This is a genomic window from Paenibacillus sp. J22R232 (genome assembly GCF_056269165.1).
The window spans coordinates 446170-468470 of sequence record NZ_JBWDNK010000001.1; the positions used below are offsets into that span (position 1 = coordinate 446170).

Below are 22301 nucleotides of genomic sequence, written 5' to 3' on the forward strand. Positions count from 1 at the left end.
GGAGAACATCACATTTAGCTATGGACGCGTAACTTCGCTAGCTGTTACTGTTATTTCATGAGAATGGTAATCATTCGCATCAAAATAACAGATGGAAAGAGGAACTGAAAGATGCAAAGCTTGAGAAAGAGACTGGGACTGGGGACGATTGTACTTTCATTGATTACTTTACTGGCGGCCTGCGGCGGAAATAATGCGGGTACAAACGAGGCGGCAACCCAAACGAACAATACTGCCGTATCGCCATCGCCTTCCGCTAGCCCAACAGAGGTTGTGGATGAGAATGCTACACGGATATACAAATCGATTAACGGTGACGTGGAAATACCGGCCAACCCTAAGCGAATCGTAGCGGATCAGTATTTGCAGACGATGCTCGCGCTTGGCGTCAAGCCAGTCGGTGCGGACCAATATTACATAGATAATCCTTACACGAAGGACTTGGCTGCAGGAATTGAAGGAATCGGCGAAAGAAGCGCTATTAACCTGGAGAAAGTCGTATCGCTTGAGCCGGACCTTATTATAACCGCGACAGAGGATGCGAATGTCTACGACCAGCTTTCCAAAATCGCGCCAACGGTCGCTATTCCATTCGGCACGAATGCCACGTTCAAAGGCGTGCATGCCGAGATGCGAGGGATTGCTGAGCTGCTTGGCAAACAAGCCGAAGCAGAAGCCTGGTTAACGGCTTACGATGGGAAGATAGAGGAGCTTAGAGGCAAACTTTCCGGGAAAGTGAGCAAGGATGAAACCTTCTCTATTTTTGAGTCAGGCGGGAAAACGACGTATACGTTTGGTGATAACTTTGGCAGAGGCGGCCAGGCCATCTACGGTGCCTTGCAGCTTCAGCCGACTGAACGAATCCGCAGTGAGCTGTTCGGCGATACGCAGTGGAAAGAGCTTTCGCTCGAATTGCTTCCTGATTATGCAGGCGACCATATTCTGCTGTTCTCAGAGACCGGCAATGAAGAGTTCAAGAAAACAGAAATATGGAATTCGCTGGCTGCGGTAAAGAACAACCGCGTTCACGAGCTGGCCGCAGACCGTTTCTGGTATTTTGATCCTGTATCCATTCTAGCGCAAGCAGAGGAAATTACCGCAATGCTTATTGGAGAATAAACATTCGCACAACGAAAGATCTGCTCGGCAATGACCGCCGAGCAGATCTTTTTTTGTTTTTCATTTATATAAGTATGAATATCGGTATTAGATTTGATAAACTAAGGGAATGTCATAATCAGAATAGCTATATTCAGCAGCGGTATTGGAAGCTGTATTTTGAAAAAAGGAAGTTGAGATACGTGAATAAACATGCAGCTATAGAAAATTTCCCTGCCTTATCCAAAGGCATCGTTTGGGGAGCGGTAGAAAACCGTTTTTCGCAAAATTACGAGGTGGACGTTGCGCTGGTCAGCAATATTAGCATCATTCCAACGGTTGGGGATGGATATGTCGTTATGCAGCTCGAGGACGGACGCTGGGAGCTTGTAGGGGGAACGCTCGAGCCGGGCGAGCATCATAACGATGCTTTGGCGAGAGAGGTGCTGGAGGAGCTCGGAGCAGAGCTGACGGATTATACGCTGTTTGGATGCTTCAATTGCCGCTCCTCGGCAAGCGAGCCTTACCGTCCGCATATTCCGCATCCGAATTTCGTTAGGCTGGTTGGGTATGGCGAGGTCAAGCTAATAGGAAAGCCGCTAAACCCGCCGGATGGCGAGCAGGTTGCGTTAGTAGAAGTGGTGTCGATCGACGAAGCGGTGAGAAGGTTTGAGGAAATCGGGCGTTATGATATTGCTGAGCTTTATGCGATGGCGCATCGGTTGAAGCATGCATAGGAGGGGGACCGCTGTTTTGGAACGCAGAGCCTCCTGCTTTTTTTATTCGAAAACGATAGGGTCTGGTTAGATTTTGATGCTGCATATGTTATGATAGTGGATGGGAATCGCGTTTCATGGACGAATGAACAGGAGGGAACGGAATGGACAAATTACGTTATCCGATTGGCAGGTACTCGTTCGAGGGAATGACCAATAAACATCGTGAACAGTGGATTATCGACATCGAGAGACTGCCTGGTCAGCTCAGCGCTGCTTTAGCGGAATTGGACGATGAACAGCTGGATACTTCTTACCGAAGCGGCAGCTGGAGCGTTCGGCAGGTCGCCCATCATCTTGCGGATGCATCGATGAATTATTTTTCACGCTTCAAGCTCGCTCTTACGGAGAATAATCCGACTATCAAGCCCTTTAATGAAGAGCGCTGGGCCGAAACCGCCGACAGCCTACAAGCGTCAGCTGCAATCAGCCTGTCAATCGTCGAAGGCATTCATGCACGCTTGGTGCTTTTGCTGCGTTCGATGGAGACGGACGACTTTGATAAAATGTTTTACCACCCCGAGAAGGGAAGCCAGATCGGCTTAGCTTACTTCTTAGGGTACGTAGCTTGGCACGGAAAGCATCACGTTGCGCAAATCACGGGCTTGAGGGAGCGCAAGGATTGGTGAGCTTTGCCGCTTTGCTAAGACGAACTTGCCCTTTTAAAATAACAAATGATAAGCCAGCTTGCTAGCGGGCTCGTCAGCTTAATGCGGAACGGACTTATGTATTCAATGTGGCTTTTAGCCGTTTACGCTTGATAGGAGATACACCATGCTAAAAGGAAAAACGATTATACTTGGCATCACAGGCGGAATTGCGGCATATAAGGGAGCGGCGCTCTGCAGCAAGCTGGTTCAGGCAGGCGCAACCGTGCATGTCATTATGACCGAATCAGCAACGAAGTTCATCACGCCGCTTACTTTGCAAACGTTGTCTCGCAATCCCGTCCATATCGATACGTTTGACGAGCGTGACCCTGCTGTCGTCTCGCATATTCATTTGGCTGACCACGCGGATTTAATCGTGATTGCTCCGGCTACTGCCAATGCCATTGCCAAGCTAGCCGGAGGCCATGCCGATGATATGCTGAGCACGACGCTGCTGGCAGCAACAAGCCCGATACTTATTGCTCCGGCCATGAACGTACATATGTATGAGCATCCTGCGGTAGTCAGCAACTTAGAGCTGCTAGCATCACGCGGGGTGATGTTTGTTGAGCCGGGAACTGGCCAGCTCGCATGCGGCTATGTAGCCAAAGGCAGGCTTGCAGAGCCCGAGGATATCGTGGCAGCAATCGGATCGTGGTTCCGAATAGGAGCCAAGCTGAAAGGCAAACGCGTACTCGTTACAGCTGGCGGAACGATGGAGAGACTGGATCCTGTCCGGTTTCTGACCAACGATTCGTCGGGCAAGATGGGATTTGCGATTGCGGAAGCAGCGCAGCTGATGGGAGCGGATGTGACGCTAATTGCAGGAAGAACTACGGCTCCTGTTCCCTCAGGCATTAAGGCAATACGGGTAGAATCGGCGCAGGAGATGCTGGAGGCAGTGACTGGCAGGTATGCGGATATGGATATCGTGATCAAAGCTGCGGCGGTTGCGGATTACAGGGCTGCTCAGGTTAGCGGACATAAGCTGAAAAAAACGGGAGAAAAGCTTGTCCTGGAGCTTGAGCGAACGGTAGACATTCTTGAAACGCTTGGACAGCGTAAGCAGCATCAATTTTTAGTCGGCTTTGCCGCCGAAACGGATCAGGTGGAGCAGTATGCAATGGACAAGCTTCGGCGTAAGAATTGCGACCTTATCGTAGCCAATGACGTAGGCAAGGAAGGGGCAGGCTTCAACGGGGATACGAATATCGTTCAAGTATTCGGCCCGGAGGGGTTAGTGAATTCAATGCCGCTGCTTTCGAAGCGAGAGGTTGCGACCCGCTTGCTTGAGCTGATCGAAGCTCGTATGGACGCTGCTGGAAGGAGCGGCAAATGATTGCCAAAGTCATTGTAGACGTGCCGAGCCGCCAGACGGATCGGCCGTTTGATTATGAAGTGCCTGCTGCATTTGCCGACTGGATCGAGGTAGGCAGCCGTGTCGGCGTACCTTTCGGAGGGCGCGTGCTGCAAGGATTCGTGACTGAGCTGGCCGATACGTCGGATTTCGATTCGAAGCGCCTGAAGGCGATTGCCGAGCTGCTCGATCATGTCCCCCCATTGCTTCCTGACTTGATCGAGTTGGCGAAATGGATGAGTGAGAAATACTGCTGTTCCTGGACAACGGCGCTGCAGGCAATGATACCGGGAGCCTTGAAGGGCAAGGCGGAAAGACTCGTCTGCATTCAAGACGCGGAATCGGCTAGCGAGGATTTGCCGCTTGCCATGACTGAATGGATGGGCAGCCAGCTGGTTAAGCTCGATGTGCTGCTTGAGCGTTTCCCCGAGTACGCAAAGTCGGTGAAGTCCGCGCTGCGGGAAGGGGTTCTGGTCGAGCATACGAAGGTGCGGGACCGGCTGGCTATTCGCAAGGTGCTCACCGTGTATGTGCCCGATGACGTAGAGATGGTCCGTACTCAATTCGAGGCTTTGCCATCGCGTGCGGGCAAACAGCGCGAAGTTCTGGCTTTCATGCTGGAGCGAGGAGACCCAATGGCGCTTCAGCAGCTTCTTGCTGAAGCGGGAGGCTCGGCTGCAAGCGTCCGCTCACTGGCCGAGAAAGGTCTGCTTGAGCTGAGAGAGGTCGAGCAGCAGCGCGATCCTTACGCAGGCAGGGAATTTGAGCGAACGGTGCCGCTTGCATTGACCGAGGGACAGAACGAGGTATATGACCGAATTATAAGAGCCGTTGATGCGGGCGAGCCGAGGACGATGCTGCTGCATGGCGTAACGGGGAGCGGGAAGACAGAGGTTTATCTGCAGTCCATCCAGTTTTGTTTGGAGCAGGAAAAGCAAGCGATCGTATTGGTTCCGGAAATCTCCTTGACCCCCCAGATGGTGGAGCGTTTCAAGGGACGTTTCGGCGATGCCGTAGCCGTTCTCCACAGCAGGCTCTCTAACGGGGAGCGTTATGACGAGTGGCGCAAAATCCGCAGCCGTCAGGTACAGGTCGCGATTGGCGCAAGATCGGCTATATTTGCACCCTTTGAGCGCATTGGGCTTATTATAATTGACGAGGAGCATGAATCTTCTTACAAGCAGGAGGAGAGTCCGAAATATCACGCACGCGACGTAGCCGTTCGCAGGGCAAGGCAGCATGGGGCTGCGGTAGTACTAGGCTCCGCGACGCCTTCTCTGGAGTCCTTCGCCGCGGCAAGCAGGCCGTTGGCGGCTAAGGATGAAGGACGTGAGCCTGCTCTGCTTCCTATGCCCGTGCGCGTGGGCGGGAGGCCGCTGCCGCCTGTCTCCGTCATCGATATGCGCGAGGAGCTTAAGGAAGGCAATCGATCCATGTTCAGCCGCTTGCTTCACAGCTCGCTTGCCGATAGGCTGGAGCGCGGAGAGCAATCGGTGCTTCTGCTTAATCGAAGAGGGTATTCGACCTTTGTCATGTGCCGCTCTTGCGGCTACACAGCAGCCTGTCCGCATTGCGATATTTCGCTAACCTATCATCAGAAATCGCGGGCGCTGCGCTGCCACTATTGCGGCCATGCAGAGCAGGCACCGGCTACTTGCCCATCCTGCCAAAGCGAGCATATCCGTTATTTCGGGACCGGAACCCAGCGGGTAGAGGAGGAGCTCTCCAAGCTTTTTCCCGGCATTAGGGTCATTCGGATGGATGTGGATACCACGACCGAAAAAAATTCGCATGAGAAGCTGCTGAAGCAGTTCGGCGACCGGAAGGCAGATGTATTGCTTGGAACGCAAATGGTGGCAAAAGGGCTTGATTTCCCTTTCGTCACGCTAGTCGGCGTTATCGCAGCGGATACCTCTCTTAATCTGCCTGATTTCCGCGCGGCCGAGCGCACGTTTCAATTGCTCACCCAAGTCGCCGGACGTGCGGGGAGGCATCATTTGCCAGGCGAGGTCGTTATTCAAACATACGTGCCGGAGCATTATGCCGTCGTTACGGCGCAGCAGCATGACTATGCAGCGTTCGTAAGCGAGGAGCTTCGCCATCGCAGCGCAATGGGATATCCGCCATACTGTAGGCTGATTCTTGTCACGATGTCGCATGAGCAGCTGCCGCTGCTGTCTACCGTCAGCGAAGGCTTTGTCGCGGAGCTGCGCGAGATTGCCGAGAATGAAGGGGTCTTGATTTCGCTTAGCAGCGGCTTTGGGAGAGCGCTTGAAGTGCTTGGCCCCGTTGCTTCGCCGATTTCAAGAATCAAAGATCGCTACCGTTTTCAATGTGTGATAAAATATCGGGGGAGCATCGATGCTTCCGCGTTAGTTCGGAAAGCGCTCCTGCCATTCACGAGCGGACCGCCGCAGCGCCTTGTGCAATTCAGTATTGACGTGGATCCACAAGTTATATTATAAATAGCTATTACTATTTTAATGATCGTAAAGGAAGGGAATACAATGAGTATCCGTATAATTGTGAAAGAGCCGGACCCGGTTTTGCGGGAAGTGGCAAAGGAAGTAACGAAGTTCAACGCGAATTTGCAAAAGTTGCTTAAAGATATGGCAGAGACGATGTATGACGCAGAGGGAGTGGGCCTTGCGGCGCCACAGATTGGCATCTCGAAGCGGGTTATCGTGGTCGATGTCGGCGATGAGAATGGATTGGTGGAAATGGTCAATCCTGTTATTGTGGAGCAGGAAGGCGAACAGCTTGGCCCCGAAGGCTGCTTGAGCATTCCGAATCTTAACGGCGACGTATTGCGCGCGGACCGTATCGTAGTCACAGGTCAAGACAGCAGCGGTCAGACGTTTACGGTCGAGGCACAAGGCTATTTTGCGCGTGCTTTCCAGCATGAGGTCGACCATTTGAACGGCATTTTGTTTACCGATTTGGCGGAGAGCATCTACGACATTTCGGAAAGAGCTAGAAAAGGCGGCGAATAGCTTCATGCGTATCGTATTTATGGGAACGCCGGATTTTGCCGTTCCCTCTTTAAAGCTGCTCCTTGAGCAGCAGTACAATGTCGTTGCCGTTGTCACACAGCCTGATCGGCCGAAGGGCCGCAAAAAAACGCTGACGCCGCCGCCTGTAAAGGAAGCGGCGTTGTCGTTCAATCTGCCTGTGCTGCAGCCGGAGCGGATGCGCAATGCGGATGCCGTTGCAGCGATCGCGGAGCTGAAGCCGGATTTAATCGTAACGGCGGCTTACGGTCAAATTTTACCGAAGGCGCTGCTGGATATCCCGCGGCTTGGCTGCATTAACGTGCACGGCTCCTTGCTGCCGAAATATCGCGGCGGAGCTCCTATCCAGAGATCCATTATTAATGGAGAAAGCTCAACTGGCGTTACGATCATGTACATGGCCGAGGGTCTGGATACCGGCGATATGATTAGCGTCGTGGAGCTGCCGATTACGGATGAGGATACATCCGGCACGATGTTCGATAAGCTGAGTCTCGCAGGCGCGGAGCTGCTGAGAGAAACGCTGCCGTCTATCCTTTCGGGAGAGGCAAAGGCTATCCCGCAGCAGGATGACCTGGCCACCTACGCACCAAACTTATCGCGTGAGGACGAGCTTATCCATTGGTCCAAAACAGCGCGTGAAATTTTCAACCAGGTCCGCGGCTTGTCGCCAATGGCAGGCGCCTTCACTTATTTGAACGGCGAGGTATTCAAAATATGGTCGTGCGCCGAATCGGAGTCTCAGACTTCGAATCGACCCGCGGCACCCGGAGCTGTGCTTGCAGCAGACAGCCAAGGCATTCACGTCCAGACTGGCGATGGCGTTCTTTTATTGAAGGAGATTCAGCCGGCAGGCAAGCGAGCGATGAATGCTGCGGAGTGGCTGAAGGGCGCGCGTCTTGAAACGGGTACTTTGCTAGGCGCGGAGGTGCGGAATGACGGATAGCGGAACACATAAAAACAACGTGAGCCTCCAAGGCGGCCAACCTGCAAAGGCAAAGCCGAAAGGGAAAAACGGACAAAAGCGTCCTAACTCCGGGAACAAGCCGGCTCAGGCCGTTCAAGCTTCGCAGCAGGCGGGAAGCCGCAAGGCGAAGTCACCGCGCGAGCTGGCTATGGATACGCTGGTCAAGGTTGCGCAGACAGGCGCCTACAGCAATCTGCAGTTGAACCGGACCCTCCAGGATGCGGGCTTGCAGCGAGCGGATGCCGGGCTTGTCACAGAGCTCGTATATGGAACAATCCAGCGTCAAGCCACACTCGATTACTGGCTTGGCCGCTTTGTTTCCAAAGGTTTGAACAAGCTTGAGCCTTGGGTTCACCAGCTGCTCAGAATGAGTGCTTATCAGCTGCTGTATTTGGACAGGATTCCTGCGCATGCCGCGGTTAACGAGGCGGTTACGATTGCGAAGAAGCGCGGCCACTCTGGGATTTCCGGCATGGTAAATGGCGTGCTTCGCAGCATTGACCGGGGCCGGGACGAGCTTCAGGCGTCTGCAATCAAGCACGATGACCCAATCGTCCAAATCGCACTGCGCCATTCCTATCCCGAATGGCTGGTAAGCCGCTGGGTATCCGCATACGGTGCAGACCAAGCCGAACAGATTTGCGCTGCAGGCAATGCGCATCCCCACTCAAGCGTGCGGGTCAATGCGCTAAAGGGAAGCCGGGAGGACGCGATTGCGCTTCTGACGGAAGCCGGTTACGATGCGAAGCCGTCGGCTGTCGCGCCCGCGGGCATTGCGGTTGAACGTGGCGGCAACCTCGCGGATACGGCCGGATTCCGCGACGGGCTATGGTCCGTGCAGGATGAAAGCTCGATGCTAGTAGCGGAGGTTGTTGCTCCGAAAGCGGGCATGCAGGTGCTGGATTGCTGTGCCGCGCCAGGCGGCAAGAGCACGCACTTGGCAGAGCTGATGGAGGGGAAAGGCAAGGTATGGGCGAATGATTTGCATGCCCACAAACGAGATTTGATCGTCACGCAATCCGAGCGTCTCAAGCTGCGCAACGTGGAGGCGATTACCGAGGACGCGCTGAAGCTTGCGGACCGCTTCAAGCCGAACTCGATGGACGCCGTGCTTTTGGACGCGCCTTGCTCAGGCTTTGGTGTCATTAAACGAAAGCCCGAAATCAAATGGACCAAAACGCTAGGCGATGTATCGGATATTGCTGCGGTCCAACAACGACTGCTAAATGCGGTATGCGATTTAGTGCGGCCAGGCGGCGTACTCGTGTACAGCACCTGTACGATTGAGAGAGACGAGAACGAGAAGCAGATTGCACACTTTCTTCAGGAGCATTCCGAATTTGAATTAGATCCGAGCTGGCCGGAACCGATCTTGGACCAGCTTAGGAAGGCCGGCGTGATCGATGAGCATTTCGAAGGTCAAGCACAGCTGCTTCCGCAGCATTTTGACAGTGACGGCTTTTACATTGCAAGGATGGTAAAACGCTCTTAAGCGGCGCTTATGGCTGAACATGGGCGTTTGTGGTAAAATAAATCGATGGCGGCATTCAGAACATTAGGCCGCCCTACTATAAGGTACAGGTGTGATGAAATGAAACCATGCATATATGACTACACGCTCGAACAGCTTCAACAATGGATGAAAGACAACGGAGAGCCCGCATTTCGAGGCGGACAGTTGTTTGATTGGCTTTATGTGAAGCGGGTAAAGAGCTTTGAAGATATGTCCAACCTATCCAAGACGCTGCGCGACAAGCTTGAAGAGAGCTTTCAGTTTGTCACGCTCAGCGAAATTACGAAGTTCGAATCGAAGGATGGAACGGTTAAGTTTTTGTTTGGCCTTCACGATGCGCATGCGATTGAAACGGTTATTATGCGCCACAACTATGGCAACAGCATTTGCGTGACGACTCAGGTCGGCTGCCGAATCGGCTGCACGTTCTGTGCATCGACGCTCGGCGGATTGAAACGGAATCTGACCGCGGGCGAAATCGTGGCGCAGGTGGTAACGGCTCAACAGATGCTTGACGCTACCGGAGAGCGCGTATCGAGCATCGTTATTATGGGCTCGGGCGAACCGTTCGAGAACTATGACGCCACGATGGCGTTTCTGCGCATCATGATTCACGAGAAGGGCCTCAATATTGGCCAGCGCCATATTACGGTATCGACGAGCGGTATCGTGCCGAGCATGTACAAATTCGCGGAGGAAAATACGCAAATTAACCTTGCCCTGTCGATTCATGCGCCGAATGACGCGCTGCGCTCGAAGCTTATGCCGGTTAACCGTCGTTTCCCGTTCGATGACGTGATGGCTGCCTGCCACAACTATATCGCCAAAACAGGTCGGAGAATCACGTTCGAGTATGCCTTGATCGGCGGCGTAAACGACCGCGCAGAGCATGCTCAGGAGCTGGCGGACGTATTGCAGGGTATGTTGTGTCATGTCAACTTGATTCCAGTTAACCATGTTCCTGAACGGAACTACGTTCGGACGCCGCGCGAGGACATCTTTGAATTCCAACGCGTATTGGAACGGAATAAAGTGAGCGTTACGATTCGTAGGGAGCAAGGACATGATATTGCGGCTGCATGCGGCCAGTTAAGAGCGAAACATATGGAGTCTCAGGCGAGGTGATGAATGATTGTTAACGGCAAACCGCAGTGATATCGGACGGGTTCGTCATGTGAATGAAGATCAATCATGGGTTAGTCAATTGAATAATGGAATTACGCTTGCCATCGTAGCGGATGGCATGGGTGGCCATCAAGCCGGAGACGTCGCCAGCCAAAAGGCCGTAGACGCTTTCCGCAGCATGCTGGAGCAAAGCGCTGCGAAAGCCGACTTGTCTTTGCAGGAGGGGAAAATGCTTATTCGCCAAGCGATTTCGCAAGCGAATGAAGCCGTTTTCGAGATGGCCTCGCGCAATGAGCGCTACCATAACATGGGTACGACCATCGTCGCCGCGCTCGTCAAACAGGATAACGCTATTATTGGACATGTTGGCGACAGCCGCGCATACAAGATTAAAGAAGGCGTGATCACGCAAATTACGAATGACCATACGCTGGTTAACGAATTGGTCAAATCCGGCCAGCTGAGCGCCGAAGAAGCTGCCCATCATCCGCGCCGCAATGTGCTTACACGCGCAGTCGGAACGGATTCGCAAGTCGAGATCGAAGTGCAATCGGTAGAATGGTCGCCGGAAGACGTTCTTTTGCTTTGCAGCGACGGATTATCGAATCTGGTGAGCGAGCAGCAGATGCTGCAAACGGTCACGACAGAGCAGCTGGAGCTGGAAGCCAAAGCTGATCATCTCATTCAGCTTGCACTGCATGCTGGCGGGGACGACAACATTACTGTCGTTCTTCTGCAAGAAGCGGGCAGCACGAATCGAGGGGAGTGACTAGGATGATCGGACAGGATTTAGGCGGACGTTATGAAATATTGACGCGTATCGGCGGAGGCGGAATGGCGCTTGTCTATAAAGCGCATGACGTGCTGCTGAATCGCAAGGTCGCGGTAAAGGTGCTGCGGCAGCAATTTGTGCATGACGAGGAGTTTATTCGAAGGTTTCGCCGCGAGGCACAATCGGCGGCTGCGCTGTCTCATCCGAACGTCGTCAGCATCTATGACGTAGGACAAGAAGAAGACACGCATTATATCGTCATGGAGTATATTGAAGGCCACAACTTAAATGAAATTATACAAGAACGTGCGCCGTTGCAGCCTGATGAAGCGGTGCGCATTGCCATGCAAATCGCTGATGCTCTCGATCATGCGCATCAGAATCATATTATCCACCGCGATATTAAGCCTCATAATATTTTAATCGGAAAAAACGGACGAGTGAAGGTAACGGATTTCGGGATTGCCCGTGCGGTTACCTCCTCGACGATCACGCAGACTGGCTCCGTCATCGGATCCGTCCACTATTTCTCCCCCGAGCATGCGAAGGGGGTTAATACCGGAGAGAAGTCTGACCTATATTCACTTGGTATTGTGCTCTACCAGATGCTGACCGCGAAGCTGCCGTTTCTTGGCGAGAGCCCGATTAGTGTTGCGCTTAAGCATTTGCAGGAAAATTTCGAGGATCCTCGCATTGTAAATCCTCATATTCCGCAAAGCGTAGAGAACGTAATCCTCAAAGCGATGCGGAAAAATCCGAGTGAACGTTACGCCTCTGCCCATGAAATGCTGGCAGATCTGGATACATGTCTTCGTCCCGATCGGCTAAAGGAGCCGAAGATCACTTTCGTTCATGTCAATGATATGGAAGAGACGCGAGTGATGCCGGCTATCCGCGGCGATATTAGAGAGGTAGACACGGTCGAGAGAGATCGTCCCATTGCTACAGCGGCTGCATCCGGGGATAAAGCCTTCAAAGATGAAGAAGCGGCTGCGGCGAAGCCTAAAGGCTGGAAGAAGCCGTTAACGGTCGTTGGCGTTACGCTTGTCATATTAGGACTGTTCATCGGCGGCTTTATTTGGCTGCTTGGCGTTCTGGATGTGGCAGAGGTTGACGTGCCTTATGTGGTTGGCAAGACGGAAACCGAAGCCAGACAAATGATTGAGGCTGCTGGCCTCAAAGTAGAGGATCCTGTTGTCCATGAGCACAATAAGGAAATTCCGAAGGATCAGGTGCTTAGTCAGTCGAAGAAGAATATGAGGGTCAAGGAAGGCTCGCTTATTCAAATTACGGTTAGTGACGGTCCTGAGCTGGAAGAGCTCGGCAATTATGTAGGGAAAGCGCTGCAGACCGCAATCGATGAGCTTGGGGCGTTAGGCATTGCTGAGGATCAGATTATTATTGATCCCGTGTTCAGCGAGGAGGCTCCCGACACGATTATTCAGCAGTCTCCAAAGCCAGGCGAGGAGTATAATCCGGAATCGGTGGAGTTCACCTTCATGGTCAGCAAAGGCCGCGAGACCGTTCCTATGCCGAACCTGATCGGTAAAAGCTTGGATGAAGCAAAGGATCTTATCAAGGCTAACGAGTTGACGCTCGATGACGCAGATATTTTGTATGAGCCGAGCTACTTGCATCAGAAAAACTATGTCATCAGCCAAGATCCATATAAACCGAAGGACCAAGTGTCTAAAGGCGCTAAACTGTCCATTAGAGTAAGCTCGGGACCGCCTGCCGACGCGAAGGAGCATCAATTCAACATTACGATCTCACCTGCTGAGGCCGGCAAGACGAGCGAAATACGAATCGTGTATTCCGATTCTCGCGGTGAGAACATTGAGTGGGATAAACGCCAAATTACGACAACACAAACGTTTCCTGTTACCGTGCTCGTAGCACCTGATACCGAAGCAAGGGTGACGGTTTACCGAGATAACCAGTTTATCGATACGAAAACCATTACCTATGAAGAACTATTGCAGGGATCGAATTCATCCACCTTGAACATTCCGGGTGAAGAAGTGCAGCCGACAGAAGCACCGGCACAAGCGGAGGTTACCGAAAGCGATGAGCCAATTGAAGAAGAGCAGCAAGAACAGCAACAAGAGCAGTCAGAGCAGCAGCCTTAGCATAAGCCACAACAGCAAAGAAAACCATCTGAAAGGCACGATTGTCAAAGCTTTGAGCGGCTACTATTATGTGCGGGCGGAAAATACGGCATCGGATTCGACGACGATTCAGTGCCGAGGGCGCGGCGTTTTCAAAAACAAAGGACTGACGCCGCTAGTCGGAGACCGTGTAATGTACAGCTTAACGGAGAACGGGGAGGGGACTGTCGAGGAGCTTCTTCCTCGTTCTTCGGAGCTGATTCGTCCTCCGGTGGCTAATATCGATCTTGCCATTCTGGTGTTCTCCGTAACGGAGCCTGCACTTAATTTACAGCTGCTTGACAAGTTTCTCGTGCATATCGAGCATGCAGGCATCCCTGCAGTCCTTTGCTTAAGCAAGCAGGATTTGGAGAACGATGGTTTGGAGACGGCTGCGGCACAAGCTGCGGCAGCCTCCGTTAACCGCATTTATCGTGCGCTTGGTTATGAAGTATTCGGGACAAGCTCCCGTCTTGGCGAAGGCATTACGCCATTTCAAGAGAGGCTGCAGGGCCATCTCGCCGTGTTTGCGGGGCAATCCGGCGTAGGCAAATCATCGCTGCTTAATGCGATCGTTCCAGGCCTTCAGCTTGAAACCAATGAAATCAGCAATCGACTGGGTCGCGGCAAGCATACGACCAGGCATGTGGAGCTCATTGAAATCGGCGGCGGATTAGTCGCAGATACGCCTGGTTTCAGTCAGCTCGATTTCCAAGAGCTGGGGATTGAGGATTTAGGATATTGCTTTATCGAGATGCGCAAGCTCTCTCCAAGCTGCAAGTTCCGTGGCTGTACGCATGTGCACGAGCCGGGCTGCGCGGTACTCGCTGCAGTAGAGAGCGGCGAGGTCGAGAAAAGCAGGCATGAGCATTACTTGCTGTTTCTAGCGGAAATGAAAGACAAAAAACGGAGGTACTAACAACTATGACGATTATTGCGCCTTCCATACTATCAGCTAATTTCGCAAGGCTTGGAGAAGAAGTCCAAGCCGTGGAAGCGGCAGGGGCAGATTGGATTCATATTGACGTAATGGATGGACATTTTGTACCGAACTTAACGTTCGGGCCGCCTGTCATTTCGGCTATTCGCCCAACGACAAAACTTCCTTTTGACGTTCATCTTATGATCGAGCGCCCGGAGCTTTCAATTGCCGATTATATTGCAGCGGGCGCAGACCGGATTACGGTTCATGCCGAGGCTTGCGTGCACTTGCACAGAACGGTGCATTATATTAAGGAAAAGGGATTGCCGGCAGGCGTTGCCATTAATCCAGCTACTCCCGTCTCCATTCTGGAGCCGATTCTACATGATCTTGATCTTGTGCTTATCATGACGGTTAACCCGGGCTTTGGCGGGCAGAAGTTCATTCCGTATTCGTTAGTGAAGCTGAGGCAGCTGCGCGCGATGCTGGAAGAGCAAGGGCTTGATGAGGTGTTTGTGCAGGTAGACGGCGGCGTTAACGCAGCCACTGCCGCTGTTATTCGCGAGGCGGGAGCTAACGTGCTCGTGGCGGGCAATGCCGTGTTTGCAGAACAGGACCGTACAGCTGCTATCGCTGTACTTCGCTAGGGGCTGGAACATGAACGAGAGGGTAAAGACAACGTTTTGGCTTATCGCCTACACGTTCGCTGCGGGACTGCTGATTGCGCTATTTACCGTGATCGAGGATTTTTATCGTTATCTCTTTTCATTGCTGGCTTTGTACATAGGCATTCGTTTTTTCCGAAGGTTTGAGACACTTGGCTATAGAATCACATTTTTTGTTCTGTCTATTGTATTTTTTCTAATATTTTCTGTTTTTTATTCGATGTTTATTTATATAAGAGACAATCCGGATGCGTTAACGGGCGCATAACGGGCTCTCCCGGCAGGCTCGCGATGGAATAGGACAAACTGACGACGCATAGGATGTTTACATGAGCGTAGCAATGTTGTCACGGATAAATTCGATGAGCGTGTCTGAGGAGGGATGAGGCATGAAATTTTATACAATCAAACTGCCTAAATTTTTGGGCGGATTCGTAAAGGCGATTTTGAATACCTTCCAAAAAAATTAGGTCAGATGCTGCAGGACACCCTTCGGCCGTGATCGTGTAAAAGCAAAAGAAAAGCACCTGAGCGCTCAGGTGCTTTTGTCTATGGCCGAAGCCATCATTATACGCGGGTAACTTTGCCGGCTTTCAGTGCGCGAGTGCTAACATAAACACGTTTCGGTTTACCGTCAACCAAAATGCGAACCTTTTGCACGTTTACGCCCCATGAACGACGAGTTTTGTTGTTAGCGTGGGAAACGTTGTTACCTTTACCAGGTGCTTTACCTGTAAGAAAACATTTGCGGGACATGACTACACCTCCTTTAAATCTTGCGTGAGCAAAACTGATTCCATAATAGGGCTCGTTATGCGTGAGGAAAATTTCATTCGTAAGCGAAATAACATTTAAACACACTTGAATATCGTATCATAAACATCGGTTCTATTCAACCTAAATATGAGGACATGTCTATGTTCGATGCCGACCGAGACCTAATTTTCCGCAGTAACACTGGTTTTTTGGATCGGACTTCTATAAAGGAGCCGTTTATAGTACAATGGTACTTAGTCCATAATCGTTACAGTAAGGGAGTGAATTTCCATGCCAATGCAGCTAAGCACCGAACTCGGTTCGATCCATGTCTCTGATCACTGCATAGCCGTTATTGCCGGCTCTGCGGCTATGGATTGTTATGGACTCGTCGGGATGGCTTCACGCAAACAGCTGAAGGACGGAATTGCCGAGTTGCTCGGACGAGATAATTTAACTCGAGGCGTTGAAGTTAGACGAGTAAACGAAAAATTGCATATCGATCTCTACATCATCGTAAGCTATGGAACAAAAATTTCCGAGGTAGCGCATAATATTCAATCCAAAGTAAAATATGTGCTGAATGACGTGATTGGTCTACAAGTGGAAGAAGTCCATATAATTGTGCAGGATGTCAGGGTACTTAAGTAACAGGGAGGGAAATATCGTTGAGTAAGCGCTTTATAAACGGATCTGATTTTGCCGCAATGGCACTGCTCGGCGCGGATTATTTGCAGCGCAACGCGGAGCACGTTAACGCTTTGAATGTATTTCCGGTGCCGGATGGCGACACAGGAACAAACATGAATTTGACGATGTCCTCCGGCGTTCGCGAGCTCCGCAGCAAGCCTTCAAACAGCATCGGAAAAGCGACAGAGGCATTATCCAAAGGGCTGCTTATGGGTGCCCGCGGAAACTCTGGCGTTATTCTGTCACAGCTGTTCCGCGGTTTCTCCAGATCGCTAGCCGGTCTCGAAGAAGCAGGAACGGTGCAGCTGGCCGCTGCTTTGCAATACGGTGTTGACCTCGCTTATAAAGCTGTCGTAAAACCAGTAGAAGGAACGATTCTTACTGTTGCCAAAGAAGCAGCCAAGCATGCCGTGCAGTACGCCCGCCGAACGAATGACGTGGCCGAGCTGATGCACGAGGTGCATCAAAAGGCATACGAGGCACTTCAGCGCACGCCTGATCTATTGCCTGTATTGAAGCAGGTAGGTGTCGTAGATTCCGGCGGACAAGGTTTAGTGTTTATTTATGAAGGTTTCGTACGCAGTCTTGCAGACGCGGACGGACAATTAGATGCGTATTCCATGGCTTCTGAAGCTGCGCCTCCCGAAGAGGTCGCTGTACCGTCAGCTTCGGCCCCTGTTCGCAAGGTTGAGCAGGTATCGGCGCAATCCCGTCTTTCGACGGAAGAAATTGAGTTCCTTTATGATATGGAGTTTTTCATTAACCGCAAGCTGAAGGGGCAAGCAGGAGCGTTTTTTGATGAATCCGCTTACAAGCGGGCCCTAAGCAAAGACGGGGATTCCATATTGGTCATTGCGGAAGACGACATTATTAAAGTACATGTACACTCGCGCAAGCCAGGCGATGTTCTCAATTCTTCTCTGCCCTATGGCGAACTAACCGATATTCATATCCTGAATATGAGAGAGCAGCATCGCGATTTGCTCGAGCATGAGCAGTCCGATGGCGGTACCCCCGATTATTCGGCCGCTGAGCTGCTGGCAGGCGAGGGCGTACAAGGCGTTCCGCCCGGACAAGTTTTCGAGACCGCTCCTTTCGGCATCATAGCGGTTGCTTTAGGAGACGGTATCGCGAACATCTTTTTGGAGAATGAGGTAGATACGGTTTTGTCAGGCGGTCAGACGATGAATCCAAGCACCGAGGATTTCGTTAAGGCGATCGAAGCTTTGTCTGCCGAGCATATCTATATTCTACCGAATAACGGAAATATTATATTGGCTGCGGAGCAGGCAGCCGAGCTCAGCGAACGCAGCGTTACCGTGATACCTACGCGGACGATTCCGCAAGGGCTAGCCGCCGTGCTTGCTTTCAAAGAAGAAGAAACAGCCGAACGCAACAGCGTGTGGATGAAAAACGCCGCTGAACAAGTCGTCTCGGGCCAAGTAACGAAGGCTGTTCGCGACACGACCATTGAAGGCGTTGACATTCGCGAAGGCGATTATATCGGCATAAAAGAAAAAACGATCGTCGTATCCAAAGCGGCATTGCAGGAAGCTTGCCAAGGACTCGTCGCGAGCATGCTTGACGGAGGCGGGGATTTGCTTACCATCCTCTCCGGCGAGGAAGCGGAGGCAGCTGAAACGGCTTCGCTTTGTGAGTGGATCGGCGAGCAATATCCTGATTTGGAGCTGGAAGTTCAGAAAGGCGGGCAACCGCTCTATCCGTACGTCTTCGCATTGGAATAATCGGGTAATCGGTTTATGCAGGGAGGAATGAACAATGGGAAAGGTCCGAATTGTAACGGATAGCACGGCTGACATCCCGGAAGAGGCAAGGGAGCGATTGGGGATTTCGATGATTCCCCTCAAGGTGCTTTTTGGCGAAGAAACGTTTCTTGACGCGGTGACGATTAAGTCGGATGGATTTTATGAGAAGCTTGCGCAGTCTGCGACGCTTCCTACCACGTCTCAGCCGTCCCCGATGGAGTTCTCCGAGGTATATGAGAAGCTGCTGGCTGAAGACGCGGATACGCCTATTATCTCGATTCATTTATCGGCTGCGCTCAGCGGGACGTACCAATCGGCGGTCATTGCCCATTCCATGCTGGAGGGGCAAGCGGACATTACGATTATGGACTCGAGGTCTGCCTCGTACGGATTCGGCATGCGCGTGGTCCAAGCAGCTGAGATGGCACAGGCTGGGGCGTCCAAGGAGCGCATAATCGAGGCGATCGAGCAGAGAGAGCGCGATACGCAATTATATTTTTTAGTGGATACGTTGGAGTTTTTACAGAAGGGAGGGCGAATCGGCAAGGCTTCCGCGCTGATTGGCTCTATCCTCAACATTAAACCGATATTATCATTGGATGCGGACGGCGTCGTGCTTGCGGTAGATAAGGTGCGAGGGTCTAAGAAAGCAATGTCACGGATTATCGAGCTGCTTAAGCAGACCTATGGCGATGCGCCGGTAGGGATGACGATGGCCTATTCTTTCCGCAAGGACACGGCGGAGGAACTCTGCGAGCAGATCAAGAGCCAGTTCAACGTACAGGAAATAGGCTGGACGACGATTGGCGCCGTAATCGGTACGCATACCGGTCCTGGCGCTTCAGCCGTGTTTATGTACAGGATGTGATAGGATGATGACGCTGGACCACATTTCTGTTCGGCAAATCAAAGGCGTGAGTGCTCCCAAGGAAGAGGAGCTTCACGCCTTTGGCGTGAGGACAGTTGCTGACATACTTGATTATTTTCCGTTTCGTTATGAGGATTACCGTATTCGTGAGCTGACCGACGTGAAGGAAGGCGAGAAGGTTACGGTGCTCGGGCATGTGAGAGGCATTCCAGTGCTTCAGCGCTACGGCAAAAGCAAATCTAGGCTGACCTGCAAGGTTGAGGTTGGGCAGTGGCTCGTGACCGCCGTATGGTTTAACCGTCATTTTCTGCAGGACCAGCTAACGGTTGGCCGCGAGATTATGCTGACGGGCAAATGGGAGCAGCAGCGCCTGCAAATGACCATATCGGATTCCGAATTCCCAGGAAGCGGCGGGGGAGCTAAGACGGGGACGCTTCAGCCTGTCTATTCCGTAGGCGGCAGCATTACGCAGCCGTGGATGCGGAAGACGATTAAACAAGCACTAACGCAGTATGGAACGATGATCGAAGAGCTGCTGCCGCAGGAGCTTATCCGGAAGCATGAGCTGATGGCTCGGCGCGACGCCGTGCAGCGCATTCATCTACCCGATGACACAAAAGCAGGGCAGGAAGCTCGGCGAAGGCTTGTATTCGAGGAGTTATTTTTGTTCCAATTAAAGCTCCAAGCCTACCGTGCGCTTAACCGCAAACGAAATGACGGCATCGCGCACCGGATCGAAAGCGAGACGATTCGCCAGTTTGCCGCAACGCTGCCGTTTGAGTTGACGGATGCGCAGAAGAAGGTCGTCAATGAAATTTGTGTCGATATGCGCAGACCTTCATGCATGAACCGGCTGCTGCAAGGTGACGTTGGCTCTGGCAAAACAGTCGTTTCCGCTATTGCGCTTTACGTCGCGGTTAAGTCTGGCCATCAAGGCGCTTTGATGGTTCCGACCGAGATATTGGCCGATCAGCATATGCGCTCCCTTACCAAGATGTTTGCGGAGCTCGGCATCCAGGTGGCCTTGTTAACAGGCAGCCTTACCGAGCGCAAGCGTAGGGATGTACTGGCTGGTCTTCAAATGGGGCTGATTGATATTGTCGTTGGCACACACGCGCTAATCCAGGATGATGTTTTTTTCCGGAGCCTTGGGCTTGTTGTCGTGGACGAGCAGCATCGCTTCGGCGTGAATCAGCGCAGCGTCCTGCGCCGCAAAGGGATGAATCCGGATGTGCTGACAATGACCGCTACGCCCATTCCGAGAACGATGGCCATTACGGCGTTCGGAGATATGGATGTGTCTACGATACGCGAGCGTCCGCATGGACGCAAGCCGATCAAAACCTACTGGGTCAAGCACAGCATGATGGAGCGAGTGCTCGGTTTTATAAGAAAAGAAGTTAGCAAAGGGCGGCAGGCCTATATTATTTGTCCGCTGATCGAGGAATCGGAGAAGCTGGATGTGCAAAATGCGATTGACCTATATGTTCAAACGCAGCAGTCGTTTCCGGATTTGCGCGTGGGACTGCTGCACGGCCGCCTTTCCTCAGCGGAGAAGGAAACCGTCATGGGCGCTTTCGGAGCGAATGAAACGCATGTGCTTGTGGCGACAACCGTCGTCGAGGTAGGCGTCGATGTGCCGAACGCGACACTCATGATTATTATGGACGCGGAGCGATTCGGCTTGTCCCAGCTCCATCAATTGCGGGGACGGGTCGGACGTGGAGAGCACCAGTCGCATTGTATTCTGGTGGCCGATCCCAAATCGGAAACCGGAAAAGAGCGCATGAAGGTTATGACAGATACGGATGACGGCTTCGAGGTATCGCGGCGGGATTTGGAAATACGCGGCCCGGGCGATTTCTTCGGCACGAAGCAGAGCGGACTGCCAGAGTTCCGATTGGCGGATATGGTAGCCGATTATGAAGTGCTTGAGCTTGCAAGGGAAGATGCCGGAGAGCTGACGGAGCGCGATGATTTTTGGTCGAATGAAGCTTTTGCCAGGGTGCGCAGCGTACTGCAGAAGGATCAAATTTTTCAAGGGGAACAGCTGGACTAGGCAATAATTACCTCCTTTCGGCATATAGATTAACGAACGCGCTTGGATTGCCGGATGGAGGTGTCAGGGCAGTGAGTTACCAGAATTATGGAATTCGGCCGCAGTTGGTCGAGCGTATCAAATACAAAATGAAAAACCCTGTTGTAAAGGACCGTATAAGGCAGCTGCTTGGGAATGTGACTAAATATGATTTGCAGGACCGTCCTAAGGTGCGGAAGCTAGTGAAAGCGGCGGCTGTTATCCTTCAGGAGCAGCTTACCGATACGCAAGAGGATCAGATCGTGGCATTCGTCATGGGACAGAAAATCGATCCAAACAACACGTTTCACTTGTTAAAGCTTTGGGGAATGTTTCGCTGACCGCTTCTGGTCAGCGATTTTTTTATGCAGATCCTGACACGGCGCGCTCTCCGCGGCTACCATAGCTCAAGCTGCTCGTCCACTTTGCAGGGCTCGATCAAGGAGGACTCATCGTTGCCGACACTGCCGACAGCCGCCGATACGGGATAAGCTTCCAGCTCGCTGCTTGGATAAGGAGCAAATAGGGGCATCAACGCAGCGGTATCGGTTACGGAGCGATCGAGCCATAGCCGTTCATCCTCGGGCCGCAAAATGACGGGCATGCGGTCATGGATCGGGGATACAAGCTCGTTAGGCGCTGTTGTCAGAATCGTACAGCTGTTGATCTTGGTGCCTTCTGGAGAAACCCAAGTCTCGTAAAGCCCAGCCATGCTAAAGAGGCCTCTGCCCTTCAGTGCAATTCGCATCGGCTGTTTGCCGTTTGGCGTTGCCTTCCATTCATAAAAGCCATCTGCGGGAATGAGGCAGCGTTTCCGCTGCAGCGGCTTCTGAAAGGCCGGCTTGCTGGCTGCGGTTTCCGAGCGGGCATTGAGCATCTGAAAGCCGATTTTCGGATTGTCTGCCCATGGGGGCACGAGTCCCCATTTCAATTCGCCCAACCGGTTGCGCACACCATCACTGATTACGGTGAGTATGAGCTGGCTTGGGGCAATGTTGTATTTGGGGCGGTGAAACGGTACCATCGTCTCTCCGATCATATAGCGAACCATCAGCTCTTCGAGCGTGACGGTGAGTGTATATCTTCCGCACATGGCTCTTCGCCGCCTTTCTTTATACTTGCTTTATTATAACATCGCAAA

22 protein-coding genes are annotated in these 22301 nt (G+C 52.2%); 20 read left to right on the forward strand and 2 right to left on the reverse strand.

All coding sequences use genetic code 11. The annotated features are described in order from the left end of the window. Positions 1 to 111: 111 nt before the first annotated feature. From AC0YN3_RS02145 to spoVM, 15 genes are all read left to right on the forward strand, one after another. Positions 112 to 1119, forward strand: coding sequence for an iron-hydroxamate ABC transporter substrate-binding protein (locus tag AC0YN3_RS02145; RefSeq protein WP_475773495.1), 1008 nt, complete (start codon positions 112 to 114; stop codon positions 1117 to 1119). A gap of 182 nt (positions 1120 to 1301) precedes the next feature. Beyond that, the gene (locus AC0YN3_RS02150) at positions 1302 to 1835 is read left to right on the forward strand and encodes an NUDIX hydrolase (RefSeq protein WP_475773496.1); all 534 of its coding nucleotides are present in this window, start codon (positions 1302 to 1304) and stop codon (positions 1833 to 1835) included. 143 nt (positions 1836 to 1978) lie between these two features. Further along, positions 1979 to 2503 carry a YfiT family bacillithiol transferase gene (locus AC0YN3_RS02155; protein ID WP_475773497.1) on the forward strand — a complete coding sequence of 175 codons (525 nt, stop codon included), beginning with the start codon at positions 1979 to 1981 and terminating at the stop codon, positions 2501 to 2503. A gap of 145 nt (positions 2504 to 2648) precedes the next feature. Then, positions 2649 to 3863 carry a bifunctional phosphopantothenoylcysteine decarboxylase/phosphopantothenate--cysteine ligase CoaBC gene (gene coaBC / locus AC0YN3_RS02160; RefSeq protein WP_475773498.1) on the forward strand — a complete coding sequence of 405 codons (1215 nt, stop codon included), beginning with the start codon at positions 2649 to 2651 and terminating at the stop codon, positions 3861 to 3863. After that, positions 3860 to 6346 (forward strand): primosomal protein N', encoded by a 2487-nt coding sequence (gene priA, locus AC0YN3_RS02165; RefSeq protein ID WP_475773499.1) that lies wholly within the window; start codon positions 3860 to 3862, stop codon positions 6344 to 6346. The genes coaBC and priA overlap by 4 nt, the downstream gene beginning before the upstream one ends. Before the next feature lie 42 nt (positions 6347 to 6388). After that, a complete protein-coding gene (def, locus tag AC0YN3_RS02170) occupies positions 6389 to 6874 on the forward strand; it encodes a peptide deformylase (protein ID WP_475773500.1) in 486 nt (161 codons plus the stop codon). Positions 6875 to 6878: 4 nt separating this feature from the next. Next, positions 6879 to 7838, forward strand: a complete 960-nt coding sequence (fmt, locus tag AC0YN3_RS02175; protein WP_475773501.1) for a methionyl-tRNA formyltransferase — start codon at positions 6879 to 6881, stop codon at positions 7836 to 7838. After that, positions 7828 to 9351, forward strand: coding sequence for a 16S rRNA (cytosine(967)-C(5))-methyltransferase RsmB (gene rsmB / locus AC0YN3_RS02180; RefSeq protein ID WP_475773502.1), 1524 nt, complete (start codon positions 7828 to 7830; stop codon positions 9349 to 9351). The genes fmt and rsmB overlap by 11 nt, the downstream gene beginning before the upstream one ends. Positions 9352 to 9450: 99 nt before the next feature. After that, positions 9451 to 10497 carry a dual-specificity RNA methyltransferase RlmN gene (rlmN, locus tag AC0YN3_RS02185; RefSeq protein WP_475773503.1) on the forward strand — a complete coding sequence of 349 codons (1047 nt, stop codon included), beginning with the start codon at positions 9451 to 9453 and terminating at the stop codon, positions 10495 to 10497. A 7-nt stretch (positions 10498 to 10504) separates the two neighbouring features. Then, positions 10505 to 11266, forward strand: a complete 762-nt coding sequence (locus tag AC0YN3_RS02190; protein ID WP_475773504.1) for a Stp1/IreP family PP2C-type Ser/Thr phosphatase — start codon at positions 10505 to 10507, stop codon at positions 11264 to 11266. A gap of 5 nt (positions 11267 to 11271) precedes the next feature. After that, positions 11272 to 13398, forward strand: coding sequence for a Stk1 family PASTA domain-containing Ser/Thr kinase (pknB, locus tag AC0YN3_RS02195; protein ID WP_475773505.1), 2127 nt, complete (start codon positions 11272 to 11274; stop codon positions 13396 to 13398). Next, a complete protein-coding gene (rsgA, locus tag AC0YN3_RS02200) occupies positions 13337 to 14335 on the forward strand; it encodes a ribosome small subunit-dependent GTPase A (RefSeq protein WP_475773506.1) in 999 nt (332 codons plus the stop codon). The genes pknB and rsgA overlap by 62 nt, the downstream gene beginning before the upstream one ends. Positions 14336 to 14340: 5 nt before the next feature. Then, positions 14341 to 14985, forward strand: coding sequence for a ribulose-phosphate 3-epimerase (rpe, locus tag AC0YN3_RS02205; RefSeq protein ID WP_475773507.1), 645 nt, complete (start codon positions 14341 to 14343; stop codon positions 14983 to 14985). A gap of 10 nt (positions 14986 to 14995) precedes the next feature. After that, complete coding sequence (locus AC0YN3_RS02210; protein ID WP_475773508.1) at positions 14996 to 15271, forward strand: hypothetical protein; 276 nt, start codon at positions 14996 to 14998, stop codon at positions 15269 to 15271. A gap of 121 nt (positions 15272 to 15392) precedes the next feature. After that, positions 15393 to 15473, forward strand: a complete 81-nt coding sequence (gene spoVM, locus AC0YN3_RS02215; protein ID WP_010345573.1) for a stage V sporulation protein SpoVM — start codon at positions 15393 to 15395, stop codon at positions 15471 to 15473. A 97-nt stretch (positions 15474 to 15570) separates the two neighbouring features. On the opposite strand, the gene rpmB is transcribed toward spoVM, so the two are convergent. Beyond that, a complete protein-coding gene (gene rpmB / locus AC0YN3_RS02220; protein WP_053375639.1) occupies positions 15571 to 15759 on the reverse strand; it encodes a 50S ribosomal protein L28 in 189 nt (62 codons plus the stop codon). A 291-nt stretch (positions 15760 to 16050) separates the two neighbouring features. Between rpmB and AC0YN3_RS02225 the strand changes: the two genes are divergently transcribed. The 5 genes from AC0YN3_RS02225 to AC0YN3_RS02245 all read left to right on the forward strand — a co-directional run bounded on the left by AC0YN3_RS02225 (position 16051) and on the right by AC0YN3_RS02245 (position 21501). Then, positions 16051 to 16410, forward strand: coding sequence for an Asp23/Gls24 family envelope stress response protein (locus AC0YN3_RS02225; RefSeq protein ID WP_183561886.1), 360 nt, complete (start codon positions 16051 to 16053; stop codon positions 16408 to 16410). A gap of 17 nt (positions 16411 to 16427) precedes the next feature. Further along, on the forward strand, positions 16428 to 18194 hold the full coding sequence (locus AC0YN3_RS02230; protein ID WP_475773509.1) for a DAK2 domain-containing protein: 1767 nt from the start codon (positions 16428 to 16430) through the stop codon (positions 18192 to 18194). 34 nt (positions 18195 to 18228) lie between these two features. Further along, on the forward strand, positions 18229 to 19083 hold the full coding sequence (locus tag AC0YN3_RS02235; protein WP_475773510.1) for a DegV family protein: 855 nt from the start codon (positions 18229 to 18231) through the stop codon (positions 19081 to 19083). Positions 19084 to 19090: 7 nt separating this feature from the next. After that, positions 19091 to 21142: an ATP-dependent DNA helicase RecG gene (gene recG, locus AC0YN3_RS02240; RefSeq protein ID WP_475774265.1), complete on the forward strand. Its 2052-nt coding sequence runs from the start codon at positions 19091 to 19093 to the stop codon at positions 21140 to 21142. A gap of 71 nt (positions 21143 to 21213) precedes the next feature. Further along, positions 21214 to 21501, forward strand: a complete 288-nt coding sequence (locus AC0YN3_RS02245) for a stage VI sporulation protein F (RefSeq protein ID WP_183561882.1) — start codon at positions 21214 to 21216, stop codon at positions 21499 to 21501. A gap of 56 nt (positions 21502 to 21557) precedes the next feature. On the opposite strand, the gene AC0YN3_RS02250 is transcribed toward AC0YN3_RS02245, so the two are convergent. Beyond that, a complete protein-coding gene (locus tag AC0YN3_RS02250) occupies positions 21558 to 22253 on the reverse strand; it encodes an SOS response-associated peptidase (protein WP_475773511.1) in 696 nt (231 codons plus the stop codon). Positions 22254 to 22301: the final 48 nt, after the last annotated feature.

What these genes read in the sequence shown, in the direction of transcription:
- AC0YN3_RS02145 (WP_475773495.1), top strand. Translation starts at nt 112, where the DNA reads ATGCAAAGCTTGAGAAAGAGACTGGGACTGGGGACGATTGTACTTTCA.
- AC0YN3_RS02155 (WP_475773497.1), top strand. Translation starts at nt 1,979, where the DNA reads ATGGACAAATTACGTTATCCGATTGGCAGGTACTCGTTCGAGGGAATG.
- coaBC (WP_475773498.1), top strand. Translation starts at nt 2,649, where the DNA reads ATGCTAAAAGGAAAAACGATTATACTTGGCATCACAGGCGGAATTGCG.
- priA (WP_475773499.1), top strand. Translation starts at nt 3,860, where the DNA reads ATGATTGCCAAAGTCATTGTAGACGTGCCGAGCCGCCAGACGGATCGG.
- def (WP_475773500.1), top strand. Translation starts at nt 6,389, where the DNA reads ATGAGTATCCGTATAATTGTGAAAGAGCCGGACCCGGTTTTGCGGGAA.
- fmt (WP_475773501.1), top strand. Translation starts at nt 6,879, where the DNA reads ATGCGTATCGTATTTATGGGAACGCCGGATTTTGCCGTTCCCTCTTTA.
- rsmB (WP_475773502.1), top strand. Translation starts at nt 7,828, where the DNA reads ATGACGGATAGCGGAACACATAAAAACAACGTGAGCCTCCAAGGCGGC.
- rlmN (WP_475773503.1), top strand. Translation starts at nt 9,451, where the DNA reads ATGAAACCATGCATATATGACTACACGCTCGAACAGCTTCAACAATGG.
- pknB (WP_475773505.1), top strand. Translation starts at nt 11,272, where the DNA reads ATGATCGGACAGGATTTAGGCGGACGTTATGAAATATTGACGCGTATC.
- rsgA (WP_475773506.1), top strand. Translation starts at nt 13,337, where the DNA reads ATGAGCCAATTGAAGAAGAGCAGCAAGAACAGCAACAAGAGCAGTCAG.
- rpe (WP_475773507.1), top strand. Translation starts at nt 14,341, where the DNA reads ATGACGATTATTGCGCCTTCCATACTATCAGCTAATTTCGCAAGGCTT.
- AC0YN3_RS02210 (WP_475773508.1), top strand. Translation starts at nt 14,996, where the DNA reads ATGAACGAGAGGGTAAAGACAACGTTTTGGCTTATCGCCTACACGTTC.
- spoVM (WP_010345573.1), top strand. Translation starts at nt 15,393, where the DNA reads ATGAAATTTTATACAATCAAACTGCCTAAATTTTTGGGCGGATTCGTA.
- rpmB (WP_053375639.1), bottom strand. Translation starts at nt 15,759, where the DNA reads ATGTCCCGCAAATGTTTTCTTACAGGTAAAGCACCTGGTAAAGGTAAC.
- AC0YN3_RS02225 (WP_183561886.1), top strand. Translation starts at nt 16,051, where the DNA reads ATGCCAATGCAGCTAAGCACCGAACTCGGTTCGATCCATGTCTCTGAT.
- AC0YN3_RS02235 (WP_475773510.1), top strand. Translation starts at nt 18,229, where the DNA reads ATGGGAAAGGTCCGAATTGTAACGGATAGCACGGCTGACATCCCGGAA.
- recG (WP_475774265.1), top strand. Translation starts at nt 19,091, where the DNA reads ATGACGCTGGACCACATTTCTGTTCGGCAAATCAAAGGCGTGAGTGCT.
- AC0YN3_RS02250 (WP_475773511.1), bottom strand. Translation starts at nt 22,253, where the DNA reads ATGTGCGGAAGATATACACTCACCGTCACGCTCGAAGAGCTGATGGTT.